Origin of the sequence: Aestuariivivens insulae (assembly GCF_022662195.1) — a bacterium.
Classification (GTDB): domain Bacteria; phylum Bacteroidota; class Bacteroidia; order Flavobacteriales; family Flavobacteriaceae; genus Aestuariivivens; species Aestuariivivens insulae.
The window spans coordinates 24,270-37,930 of the sequence record NZ_JAKMCS010000006.1; the positions used below are offsets into that span (position 1 = coordinate 24,270).

A 13,661-nucleotide genomic window follows, 5' to 3' on the forward strand; every position below is an offset into this window, starting at 1 on the left:
CAATATGCTTATGGTGAAAACCCTATAATTTTAAAATTCTATTAAACTTCTCAAAAGTTTAATAAACTAATTCAAGATTAAATTAACTAATTCAAAAAACAATTATGATTAAACAATTACTAAAACTCATGGTTTTTGTTTGTGCCTTGGGGATTCAAGGTGTGTTTGCGCAAACAGGGGCAACTGTAACAGGAACAGTTATGGATAACAATGGCGTTCCGCTTTTGGGAGCTAATATTATCGAGAAAGGAACATCAAATGGGGCGTCGTCCGATTTTGATGGAAACTACAGCATTACGCTTACTGGAGATAATGCCGTATTGCAGGTTTCGTATGTAGGTTATGTATCTCAGGAAGTTGCTGTAAATGGGCAGTCTACTATTAATGTAACATTACAAGAGGATGCCAGTCAATTAGATGAAGTTGTAGTGACGGCTTTGGGTATTAGCCGAGAAAGAAAATCTCTAGGTTATGCTGTTACTCAGATAGACGGGGCAGACGTGTCGTTAGCTAAAGAAGCTAACGTAGCCAGTTCATTAGCAGGTAAAGTAGCTGGTGTTGTGGTTTCTAAATCAACATCAGGGCCTGGTGGTGGAACCCGTGTTGTTATTAGAGGTAATGGCTCTCTTACAGGAAACAACCAACCATTATATGTTGTTGATGGTATTCCTATAGATAACTCGGCAAGGGTTTCTCAAGGAGCAGGTGAATTTAATGTTCCAGATTTGGGTACAGGTATTTCCGATATCAACTCAGATGATATTGAGTCTATGACTGTGTTAAAAGGGCCTAATGCTGCTGCCCTTTATGGGTCTCGAGCATCGAATGGGGTTATTATTATTACCACTAAAAAAGGAGCCTTAAAGCAAGGTTTGGGAATTACTTATACAACAAGTGCGACTTTCGATACGCCTTTAGTATTGCCAGAATATCAAAATGAATATGGGCGTGGTTCTGACGGAGATTTTCCAGATTTAACAGGGCCAGATTTATTTGATGATGTACAAACAGTAAGAGGGAATAGTTCTTGGGGGCCAAAGTTTGATGGTTCTTCTCAATTGGAGTTTAATGGAGAAATGCGTCCTTATGAAGCACAACCCAATAACGTTAAAGATTTCTTTGAAACTGGAACCAGCTTTGTGAATACTATTGCTATAAGTAATAGTACAGAAAACTCTTCTGTTCGGTTTTCGTATACCAATTCCGACATAGAATCTATTTTGCCAAACTCAAGATTGGATAGGCACAACTTTAACTTAAGAGGTTTTGCTAAACTTTCTGATAAATTAACTTTTGATGGTAAGGTTACCTACTTTCTTCAAGATGCCAAGAACAGGCCTAATCAGGGAACTGAAGGAGTCGCAGCCTATCTATATGGTATGGCCCGAAATGTGAGGATATCAGATTTAAAAGTATATCAGGATCTTACAAGTCCAATACATAATCATGACCAGGCCGATGAAATTTCACCTTATGATGAGATTGCGTCTGGAGTTGGTAACCCATATTGGAATATGTTCCAAAACCAAAATAAAGACAATAGATCGAGAATAAGTGGTTTTGCTAAATTAGATTATAGGTTTAACGATTGGTTGTCAGCCTTTATAAGAGTAGGGCACGATGCCATAAGTCACGATACTAAAAGTGTGATTCCTCAAGGTTATCACTTTTTTAGAGATGGACGAATTAACTTTAGCCAAAGGGATAATACTGAAACCAATTATGATTTTTTAGTGTCATTTAATAAAGACTTAAGTGATAAATTTGATTTGTCGGCAAGTGTAGGTGGGAATGCCAGACATACTACTAATATAAGCTCTGGTTCTGCAGGGGCTGATTTTAAAATCCCGGGGAAGTATTTCTTAAATAACACCGATGGCGATAGAATTACAGCTAGTCAATCCGATTTGATCGAAAAGAAAGTACACTCCTTATATGGACAAGCATCACTGTCTTATAATGATATGATTTATTTGGATCTTACAGGAAGAAATGATTGGTCATCTGCTTTAGCAGCCGAGAATAGGTCTTATTTTTATAGCTCGCAAAGTTTATCTTTACTATTGCATAACATTTTAGATTTTGGAGATGCTCCAATAGACTTTTTAAAATTAAGAGCGAGTACAGCTAATGTGGGTAGGGATACTGGTGCCCAGCAAATAGTTAATTTATTTAATGTTGCTGGTGATGGATACCTTGGTAATATTCAGGTAAGTAGAAGTTCAATACTATTTAGTGAAAGTTTAAAGCCAGAAGATGTTAGGTCGACAGAGTTTGGTCTAGAGTTTAAATTGTTGGGGAACAGATTGTATGGAGACTTATCGATTTATGATATCACAACTAAAGATTTGATTTTCGATGTGCCACTAGATCCAGGTACTGGGTACTCAGCAGCTAGAACTAATGTTGGGGAATTAAGCAATAAAGGAGTGGAAGTGTTAATTGGAGGTAAGCCTATACAAAATGATAACTTTAGTTGGGATATCTCGGCCAATATATCACATAACAATAATAAATTAGTAAGTTTGATTGAAGGGCAGGATAATTTTACCTTCAGTTCCAGTAATGGAGGCATTGTAGATGTACGGGCCCAAGTTGGAGGAGGTTTTGGTGATATATATACCACGACATGGAAACGTAACGATGCTGGGCAATTATTGCTTACAGAAGAAGGAAGGCCTCAGGCAACTTCAGAGCGTGAAAAGTTTGGTAATTACCAACCGGATTATTCTGGGGGTATAACCAACACCTTTAACTATAAGAATTGGTCCCTTAATGCTTTAGTTGACTTTAGAATTGGGGGCGAAGTGTTTTCTTTTACCGATGCTGCTTTAGACGCTGCTGGTGTTACCAAAAGATCACTACAGTATAGAGAAGGCGGTGTCGTTGTAGAAGGGGTATACGATGAAGGAACAACCAATGAAGGAGCTTCTAATACAACTAACATAAGTGCACAAGACTATTGGGGAGCCGTAAGCGGGATAGGTTCTGAGTATGTTTACGACCAAACCAATGCTAGGTTGAGGGAGTTAAGTTTAACATATCGTTTCCCAAAATCATTGTTAGAGAAAACATTTATTCAAAATGCATCGGTTAGTTTTACAGGGAGGAACTTATTCTTCTTGTGGAAGAAAGCTGATAATTTCGATCCAGAATCAAGTTACTCGACTAATAACTTTGGTCAAGGTGTTTTGTTTTATGCGCTGCCTACAACCAAAAGTTTTGGACTTAGTTTAAATGTTAACTTTTAAAAAAAAAATGGAACTATGAAATATATTAAATTTTTAATGATTGTTTTACTCAGTGGAGTAACGCTATCATGTACTGGAGATTTTGATGAGATCAATACCAGTAATACTGGTTTTACGGCAGATGAAGTAAGTGCAAAGTTCTTTTTAACAAGTGCTCAAGTAGGGCTTTATGCACCAAACCGTTTTCCGTATTGGAGGGCACACTTAATCCATTCCGATAGATTTGCTGGACATTTTACCTTTGGACATAATGCTTCATGGTGGTCCGATGGATTGTCGTATAATTATAGTGGTAGTTATACCGATGCTACTTATGGATGGTTAGCAGGTCATTTTGGTCAAATAAAAGGATTTGCCGATTTAACCAAAGAAGGTGGAGAATTTGAGAATCAATACATGTATGCCATGGCTTTGATTATGAAAGGGCTCTATTTTCAAATGTATACCGATACCTTTGGTATGGTACCGTTTAGTGAGGCCGGTGTAGATGGTATCTTAACTCCTAAGTACGATGCTCAAAAAGATGTTTATAAGGGTATTATTGCCGATTTAGATAATGCAATGTCAATTATTGGCTCTGCAGATCGTACAGGGGTAGGTGTTGAAGATGCGGGATCAAATGATATTTATTGCGGCGGCGATTTGCAACAATGGAAGCGATTAGCCAATACCTTAAAGTTAAGAATAGGAATGCGTGCCTTAGGAGCTCCTGGAGATGATTTTGCTAATGGCGCTATAACAGCAGCTTTAGCAGCTCCTCTTTTAGATGATCAAACTGGTAGTGTGGTAATGAAGAAGGATTTTGTGATTAGTGAATGGGCTTCGGCTTCTTATGGCGATATGTGGCATGATTTTGGTACTGGAGGAGCTGCCAACTGGACTATGGGAGCTACGCTTTTAAATATGCTAAAAGATAACAATGACCCAAGACTTTCGGCTTATGCTATTCCGGCAAGAGGAGGATCATTTGCTTTTACAGATCCAGGAGATGATCCCGATTTCCAAACTCGTTTAGATTTTGCTATGGATGCTCTAGATGCTTCAAGTGCAGATTATACAGTTACTGTTAATGGTGATGTGACGACTATTGATGTTCCTGCTGGACAATATATTGGTCAACCTACACGAACGAATGGGGATACATATCCATTTATGATATATGACATGTTTAGCTTGCCGAGTGAAACTGTAACTCACAAGAGAGGCACTCAGGTAGATGCTTATCCTGAAATTATTTTGACCAGTGCTGAATCTTATTTCTTACAGGCAGAAGCTGCTGTTAGAGGACTTACTGGGGGTGATGCACAAGCACTTTTTGAATCCGGAATAAGTGAAGCCATGAAATTATGGAAAGTTTCACAAGGTGATATAGATACTTATATTACTAATGAGTCCATGGCAGATATTTCTTCAGGGACTATGGATGAAAAGTTGGAAAAAATTGCGCTTCAACGTTGGATAGCTGGCTATACAGATGGTTTCGAAGCTTGGGCTGTAGTTCGTGATACAGGATATCCTGCGTCATTGGCAGCAGGGGTTTCAGACCCCGTTATTTATGAGCTAGGAACATTAAATGGGGCTTATCCACAGCGTCTTCGTTATGGAAGTGGCGCTCAAGCCAATCCAAATTTTGATGCTGCTATTTCTGAGCAAGGACCTGATTTACAAGGTACTAAACTTTGGTTTGCTAAGTAATACTTTGTAGTATATGGATATTTTAAAGAGGTTGATTATGTAATAATCAACCTCTTTTTTATAATCGTTCTAGATGTAAATTAAGAACATTAAATTCTGTAAATTAGAAAACAAAAGTAAAACCAATGAAGATTACCCACGGACACATTATTTTTTTGTTATTTATAGGTCTAATATCCTGTAAGGAAGAATCTGGAGAATTCTATTTGTTTGAAGCTGTTAATAGTAGGGATACCAATATTCATTTTAATAATAGTATTCCTGTTGATAAACTAACCAACTCCTTTGTCTATGAATATGTTTATAATGGAGGAGGAGTAGCTGTTGGCGATATCAATAATGATGGGTTGGATGACATTTACTTCACGTCGAATTTAGGAGATAACCAACTGTATTTAAATGAAGGAGATTTAGAGTTCAAAAATATAACCAAAGTATCCAATGCTAAAGGGAAAAGAGGATGGGCTACGGGAACCAGTATGGTTGATATTAATAATGATGGCCTTTTGGATATCTATGTTTGCAGGTCTGGCCCTTTTGCAAAACCTTCTATGTTGGCTAACGAGTTATTTATTAATAAAGGGGGTGATAGTGATGGTTTGCCTGTTTTTAAAGAAGATGCTAAGTCCTATGGCTTAGACGATACAAGCAATTCGATACAATCTGCTTTTTTAGACTTTGATATGGATGGTGATTTGGATATGTATTTAATGAATCATAACCCTCAAACATTTTCAATAAGTGGAGATACTAACATGTTCTCTCCTTATGGGGATAAGTTTTTTGTCAATGAAAATGGAAAGTTTGTTGATAAAACAGAAGAGGTTGGAATTTATTCAAATTCAATTTCTTATGGATTGGGTGTAGGTGTATCTGATTTGAATTTAGATGGCTGGCCAGATATTTATATTTCAAATGACTATGATGAACCAGATTATTTATACATCAACCAGAAGAACGGAACCTTTAAGGAGGTTATCAAAAAGGCAACCAACCATATTGCTAATTTTTCAATGGGAAATGATATAGCAGACTTTGATAATGACGGCTTTATGGATGTGATGACATTAGATATGGTTTCTGAAGATAATTATGGTATGAAAACCAGTATGGCCAGTATGAATCCCGAGAAATTTAATAAGAATGTAAAAGCAGGGAAACATTACCAATACATGTATAATGTCTTGCTAAAACATAGTACACATATTGATAGTTTAGGGGTGCCGTTTTTTTCGGATGTAGGACAAATTGCAGGAATTTCGAATACAGATTGGAGCTGGGCACCGTTGTTGGCCGACTTTGATAATGATGGGTTAAAGGACATCTTTATTACTAATGGAATAAAAAAGGACTTTAGAAATAAGGATTATTATAATATGATGAAGAAATATAGGCACGACAACCCAGATGCACTTTCTAATGAGAAAAAAATTATGTTTCTGCTAGATGAAATGCCATCAAGACCGCATAAAAACTATTTTTATAAAAATGAAGGAGGATTAGCCTTTAAGAATACCTCTGATGACTGGCTAAAGAATGCAGGTAAGACTTTGTCTAATGGTGCCGCCTATGCCGATTTAGATAATGATGGGGATTTAGATGTTATTGTCAATAATGTTGATGAAGAAGCGTTTATTTTGAAGAACAATTCGGATAAACTAAACAGTAACTATTTGGAAATTGAGTTTAAAGATTTACCTAAAAATTCTAAGGGTATAGGGACTAAAGTTGTAATTTTTACTAAAAACACAAAACAGGTATATGAAAACTATAGTGTTAGAGGCTATCAATCCTCAGTGCCACCAAGAATACATGTAGGTCTTGGATTGGAAACTAAAGTCGATTCAATGTTAGTGTATTGGCCTAATAATAAATTTCAAAAGCTAACAAATCCAGAAATTAATAAGCGTATCATAATTGGATATGAAGAAAATAATATTGCCGAAACCTTGAATTACCAACCTAAAACCGAGTACTTTTCAAAAGCCAATCTTTTAGCTCATTTAAAGCATCAAGAGAATGATTATGATGATTATAAGGAGCAGGTGCTTTTGCCCCATAAATTGTCTCAATTTGGACCAGCCATAGCTGTTGGAGACATTAATGCAGATGGTAGAGAGGATATTTATTTTGGTCAGGCATCTGGAACTGCTTCCTCAATTTTTATTCAGAATAATAAAGGAGAGTTTGTATTGCATCAGGCTTTTAATGATGATATTATTTTTGAAGATGTCGATGCCAAGTTTTTTGATTTCGATAATGATGGAGACCTGGATCTTTTTGTTGCAAGTGGAGGCAATGAATTTTTAGCAAATTCATCTAACTATGCAGATAGGCTTTACGAAAACAAATCTGGGAAGTTTATTAAGCGAATGGACTTATTGCCTAAGGGACTAAACCATAGTAGTTCTAGAATAATAATTGAAGATTATAACAAAGATGGTTATTTAGATGTGTTTGTAGGAGGAAGACATGTTCCGCATAATTACCCTTCGCCAGCAAGCAGTTATATTTTAAAAAATGAAAAAGGACTCTTTAAAGATATTACTTTAGACAGCGCTCCTTTTTTAAAGGAAATAGGATTGGTTACAGATGCCGTTTGGACAGATTTCGACAATGATAATGATTTAGATTTATGTGTGGTTGGAGAATGGATGCAGCCTACATTTTTGGAGAATAAGGATAACCAATTTCAAAAGGTAACCTTTGCGCAAATGGATAGTTTAACAGGGTGGTATTTTTCAATTAAAGCAACAGATATTGATAATGATGGAGATGATGATTATTTAGTGGGCAATATTGGAGACAACTATAAGTATAAGGCCAATGCCAGTGAACCGTTTGAAGTTTATTATCATGATTTTGATGATAATGGAAAGAAAGATATTGTGCTTAGCTACTATAATTTTGGAGAATTATTTCCTGTTAGAGGTAAATCGTGTTCAACAGAACAAATTCCTGAAATAAAGAAAATAATACCTACCTATGACCAGTTTGGTAAGTCTACAGTAGCTGATATCTATGGAGAAGAAAATCTTGAAAAGGCATTACACTTATTAAGTTATAATTTTAAAAGTGGTGTTATTAAGAATAATGGCAATGGCAATTTTGAGTTTGTTTCCTTTCCAGAGCTAGCTCAAGTATCTTCAATTAATGATATATTAACAACAGATATAGATGGAGATGGTGACGAAGATATTATTGTAGGGGGTAACCTGTTTGTTTCAGAGATAGAGACACCTCGTAATGATGCAGGTTATGGTTTGGTTTTGTTAAATGAAGGTGATTTAAATTTTAAGTCTTTAAATGCAAATAAATCAGGCTTGTTTTTGCCTTTTGATACTAAGAATTTAAATTGGGTGAATGTTAATAATGAAAAATATCTTGTATCAGGCAATAATAATTGTCAACCATCTATATTTAAATTGGAACAACCATAATTATTATGTGCAATATCAAACTATGAAGTATTTGTAATATAAGATTAAGATTAGCTCACTATGAAAACTATTTTGCAGAGCTCACTTTTTAGGCCCCTAAAAGAAAAAGTAGGAAGTACCATTCCAATACGGTATCATGTTATTTTCTGGTTGGGGTATTTTACATTTAATGTAATTAGGTGGGGAAGTTATTTTAATGATTTTTTGTATTCGATAAAGTCAAATTTAGTTGAATTCCCAATTCATATTATTGTGGTGTACTTTAATGTATACTATTTAATTCCCAATTTATTTTTAAAGAAAAAATACCTAAAATATGTAAGCTCTATTTTTATTATCTTAGTTCTGGTCTATACAGTTAGAACAAATCTTATTTATTTAATTACGGGAACGATATCGCCAGAATTAGGCCGGCCTGTTTCGTTTTTCGATTTTAACCACTTTATTGTTGTTGCTTTAGGGGAGCTTTATGTTATTACGTTTGTTACAGCAATTAAAGTTTTGGTAGATTGGAGTATTGAGAAAAAGCGTAATGAGGAGCTTTCGGAGTTACAATTAAGCACAGAATTGAAATTTTTAAGAACACAAGTTCAGCCTCATTTTTTCTTTAATACCTTAAACAACCTATATGCTTTGGCATTAAAGAAATCGGACAGTATGCCACGTTTGCTTTTAAAACTGTCGGACATGATGGAATACGTGCTTTATGATGTTCAGGATTCTAGGGCTAATTTGCTTGAAGAGATAAACCATATTAACAATTATATAGACATTGAAAACCTTAGATTTAAGGATAGGGTAGAAACCGAAATGAATATAACGGGCGACATAGAAGATGTAAAAGTACCCCCTTTATTACTTATTACATTTGTTGAAAATTGTTTTAAACATGGTTTAAAGAATAACGATAAAATTAAAATTCAAATGAGTTTTGAGATTGTAAATGGAAAGTATTTAGAATTTAGTATCTCAAATAATTTTAATCCAGAGACTGTAGATGAAGGAAAAAAAGGTATAGGGATTTCTAATTCATTAAGAAGGCTAAAGCTTTTGTTCTCTAACAACTTTATATTAAAAACCAGTTCAGAAGATGGTATTTACAGTTTGTTTTTAAAGATCCCGGTTGCCTAAAACGAACATTAATATATTTTAAAATTTAAACGTGTGAAGATTACGTGTGCTATTATAGATGATGAGCCTTTGGCTATACAAGTTATTGAAGACCATTTAAAGGAATTCGATAATATAGAGGTAACAGATACCTTTAGTAGTCCCTTAAAGGCTTTTGAGGTGCTTCAACAAAGTAAACCAGATGTTGTTTTTTTGGATATTAATATGCCACAAATGACTGGGTTTACATTTCTACAAAACTTAAATTATAAGCCTTTAATAGTCGTTACTACAGCTTATAGAGAATATGCCGTTGAGAGTTTTGAACTGGATGTAACAGATTATCTGGTTAAGCCCATTCCATTTAATAGGTTTTTAAAAACGATTAATAAAATATATCAGCTCAAACAATTAACAACGAGTACTAGTGAGTCGAACCTACATCAAGAACCACATATATTTTTAAAGGTGAATAAAAAACTGGTTAAGGTTTACCTAACCGATATTTTTTATATTGAAAGTTTAAAGGACTATATAAAAGTGATTACTAATTTAGGAGATTATGTAGTCCATAAATCGCTAACCGCTATAACAAGCGAATTGCCTTCCTCCAATTTTATTAGAGTACATAGGTCTTATACGGTGTCCATTAGTCAAGTTAAGGCATTGGATGGTAATACCATTGAAATAGCCGACAAAAAAATACCTATTGGAAGAATGTATTTAAAAGAGGCCAAAGAGCGTATTTTTAACATAAATGATGATAATAATTAAAAGAAACCACCTATCAAAATATTAAATAAACCCGTTGTGCATTTTGGGTCAAACTAATTCTGTGAATGTTAATTCGAGTGTACCGACGTTTACTGTCGGTATGTATTGAGAACGGTTTCAAAGACTAAAATTTTACCAGCTAACCAGACGGGCAGGTTGGCAGAATTGTATCAAAAAGCATAGCGAATAAATAAATAAATAAAAAGTATGGCAAAACGTATAGAGTCTGTAGACATTTTAAGAGGGTTTACCATTGCAGCTATGATTTTGGTTAACACACCTGGCACATGGGGCCATGTGTATGCGCCTTTGTTACATGCCAAGTGGCACGGTTTAACCCCTACAGATTTGATTTTTCCATTCTTTTTGTTCATAGTGGGTATATCCATCCATTTTGCCTATAAAAATAAAGCCAATGAATTTTCAACCTATAAAAAGATAACAATTAGGAGCCTTAAGCTTATAGGCTTGGGGCTATTTTTAAACGTATTTTTACCTTACTTCCCGTTTTTTAAGGAGTATGAATCAGTGCGTTTCTTAGGTGTATTACAGCGTATAGGGATTGTGTTTTTTATATCGGCTATATTGTACCTTAATTGTAATTGGAAGGGATTGTTGGCTATAAGTATCTCAATATTAATTGGCTATTGGTTGTTTCTTGGGTTTGTCCCTTTGCCTAATGGTGAATTGCCAACTTTTGATAGAGCACCTAATAATTGGGCCAATTATATCGATTTAAAGTTACTGGGAACACACATGTGGCAGCCCGATTACGACCCCGAAGGCATTCTAAGCACTTTTCCTGCTATTGTGACCTGTGTTTTAGGGATTTTAACAGGAAGGCTTTTAGGAGCTTTTAAAAGTGCTAAATTGTTATTTTTAATAGCAATAGCATTGCTTGCTATAGGGTATATTTTTAGTTGGTGGTTTCCAATAAACAAAGCCATATGGAGCAGTAGTTTTGTTTTGGTAACTAGCGGTTGGGGAACTTTAATCCTTAGTGTAATTTTTTATTTTACCGATGAAAAAGCAATTAAGCTCGGGACTATTTTTAAGTATGTGGGCATGAATGCCATTACCATATACTTCCTGTCCAGTTTTATAAGTAAGATATTTTATTTAACCAAAGTAGGAGATACAAATATCCACGCTTGGATATACAATAATGTGTTTGTCTACGATTTTATAAGCAATAAGATGTCTTCATTGCTTTATGCCCTTTGTGTGGTTTTATTTTATTTGTCTTTGGCCTATGTGCTCTATAGGAAGAAAATCATTATTAAAGTGTAATATTGAAGCATAAAAAAAGCGGAGCATTGCTCCGCTTTTTTATTATGGTTCCAAAGTTAGTCTTAATCTGCTAAAACAATAACTTTGTTGTCTTTCATTTCAATAGTTCCAGAATTGATTTTTAATAAAGTGGTGTCTTTATCGCCTTTGGTGAATTTATCCTGAACTTCTTCTTCTAATGTTATATTACCAAAAATCTTTACAACCCCTTCTTTCAACAACGATACAATAGGAGCATGATCTTTTAACATTTGGAATTCACCATTAACACCTGGTACGGCAATACTGGTTACTTCTCCACTAAATAAAGTTGCTTCTGGTGATACAATTTCTAAATACATAGTTTTTCAGTATTCAGTATTCAGCTTTTCAGTGTTCAGTTGCTTGACTGCAAACTGTTACTGCAAACTGTATACTAGTTTTACGCTTCAGCTAGCATTTTTTCTCCAGCTTCAATAGCATCTTCAATGGTTCCCTTAAGGTTAAAGGCAGCTTCTGGTAAGTGATCCAATTCACCATCCATAATCATATTAAAACCTTTAATGGTCTCCTTAATATCAACCAATACACCAGGGATACCTGTAAACTGTTCTGCAACATGGAAAGGCTGTGATAAGAAACGTTGTACACGTCTTGCACGACCTACTGCTAACTTATCGTCTTCAGAAAGTTCTTCCATACCAAGAATAGCAATAATATCCTGTAGTTCTTTATAACGTTGTAATAACTCTTTTACACGTTGTGCACAATCGTAATGCTCTTTACCTAAAATATCGGCAGTTAAAATTCTTGAAGTAGAATCTAATGGGTCTACTGCAGGATAAATACCTAGCTCGGCAATTTTACGTGATAATACAGTTGTTGCATCTAAGTGGGCAAACGTAGTCGCAGGAGCAGGGTCTGTTAAGTCATCCGCAGGTACGTAAACCGCTTGTACCGATGTAATAGAACCTTTTTTAGTTGAGGTAATACGCTCTTGCATAGCACCCATCTCTGTTGCCAAAGTTGGTTGGTAACCTACCGCAGAAGGCATACGACCAAGAAGTGCAGATACCTCAGATCCAGCTTGTGTAAAACGGAAGATGTTATCTACGAAAAACAATACGTCTTTTCCTTGTCCATCTCCAGCACCATCACGGAAATATTCTGCAATGGTTAAACCAGATAAGGCTACACGCGCACGTGCTCCAGGAGGCTCATTCATTTGTCCGAATACGAAAGTTGCTTTAGATTCTTTCATTTTAGACTTATCTACTTTAGATAAATCCCATCCACCTTCTTCCATAGAGTGCATGAAATCTTCACCGTAACGGATAATTCCAGATTCTAACATCTCTCTTAAAAGGTCATTTCCTTCACGGGTTCTTTCACCAACACCGGCAAATACAGATAAACCACCGTGACCTTTTGCAATATTGTTAATCAACTCCTGGATCAATACCGTTTTACCTACACCAGCACCACCAAATAAACCAATTTTACCACCTTTAGCGTAAGGCTCAATAAGGTCGATTACTTTAATACCTGTAAATAAAACTTCTGTAGAAGTTGATAAATCTTCAAATTTAGGAGCTTGCCTGTGGATTGGTAATCCAGCATCTCCAGCTTTAGGTAAGTCTCCAAGACCATCAATAGCATCACCAATTACATTAAAAAGACGTCCGTATACATCATCACCAATTGGCATTTGTATAGGCGCACCAGTAGCAGTAACTTCAGTTCCTCTACTTAACCCATCTGATGAATCCATAGCGATAGTACGAACAGTATCCTCACCAATGTGCGATTGTACTTCTAATACTAATACAGTGCCATCAGGCCTTTTAATTTCTAATGAATCATAAATTTTTGGAAGCTCTGAACCAGCAGCGAATTCTACATCGATAACCGGACCTACTATCTGTGCAACTTTACCTGTAACTTTAGACATTACTTTTTATGTTTTTGTTATGCTATTTAATTGATTGAAAACAGTTTCCGTTTTCGCGCTGCAAAGATATAGTTTTTAATTTAAAATAAAAGTTGTTTTTAATGCTTTTTTAAAACAAAAAACACCCTCGGTTTGAGGGTGTTTTGAAAGTATCGTTAATAATGATTTTTA

At 35.3% G+C, this 13,661-nt stretch carries 8 protein-coding genes; 6 read left to right on the forward strand and 2 right to left on the reverse strand.

Annotation, left to right across the window (positions count from 1 at the left end):
• Window positions 1-104: 104 nt before the first annotated feature.
• From MR062_RS08880 to MR062_RS08905, 6 genes are all read left to right on the forward strand, one after another.
• Window positions 105-3,251, forward strand: coding sequence for a SusC/RagA family TonB-linked outer membrane protein (locus MR062_RS08880; RefSeq protein WP_242203799.1), 3,147 nt, complete (start codon window positions 105-107; stop codon window positions 3,249-3,251).
• A 15-nt stretch (window positions 3,252-3,266) separates the two neighbouring features.
• Window positions 3,267-4,946: a SusD/RagB family nutrient-binding outer membrane lipoprotein gene (locus MR062_RS08885; protein WP_242203800.1), complete on the forward strand. Its 1,680-nt coding sequence runs from the start codon at window positions 3,267-3,269 to the stop codon at window positions 4,944-4,946.
• Window positions 4,947-5,071: 125 nt separating this feature from the next.
• Window positions 5,072-8,386, forward strand: coding sequence for a VCBS repeat-containing protein (locus tag MR062_RS08890; RefSeq protein ID WP_242203801.1), 3,315 nt, complete (start codon window positions 5,072-5,074; stop codon window positions 8,384-8,386).
• 60 nt (window positions 8,387-8,446) lie between these two features.
• Window positions 8,447-9,517 (forward strand): sensor histidine kinase, encoded by a 1,071-nt coding sequence (locus MR062_RS08895; RefSeq protein WP_242203802.1) that lies wholly within the window; start codon window positions 8,447-8,449, stop codon window positions 9,515-9,517.
• Window positions 9,518-9,550: 33 nt separating this feature from the next.
• A complete protein-coding gene (locus MR062_RS08900) occupies window positions 9,551-10,270 on the forward strand; it encodes a LytR/AlgR family response regulator transcription factor (RefSeq protein ID WP_242203803.1) in 720 nt (239 codons plus the stop codon).
• A 207-nt stretch (window positions 10,271-10,477) separates the two neighbouring features.
• Window positions 10,478-11,560 (forward strand): acyltransferase family protein, encoded by a 1,083-nt coding sequence (locus MR062_RS08905; RefSeq protein ID WP_242203804.1) that lies wholly within the window; start codon window positions 10,478-10,480, stop codon window positions 11,558-11,560.
• 62 nt (window positions 11,561-11,622) lie between these two features.
• Here the strand turns inward: MR062_RS08905 and MR062_RS08910 are convergent, their stop codons facing one another.
• Both MR062_RS08910 and atpD read right to left on the reverse strand, forming a co-directional pair.
• Window positions 11,623-11,901, reverse strand: a complete 279-nt coding sequence (locus MR062_RS08910) for a F0F1 ATP synthase subunit epsilon (protein WP_242203805.1) — start codon at window positions 11,899-11,901, stop codon at window positions 11,623-11,625.
• An 80-nt stretch (window positions 11,902-11,981) separates the two neighbouring features.
• Window positions 11,982-13,490 (reverse strand): F0F1 ATP synthase subunit beta, encoded by a 1,509-nt coding sequence (gene atpD / locus MR062_RS08915; RefSeq protein ID WP_242203806.1) that lies wholly within the window; start codon window positions 13,488-13,490, stop codon window positions 11,982-11,984.
• Window positions 13,491-13,661 lie beyond the last annotated feature (171 nt).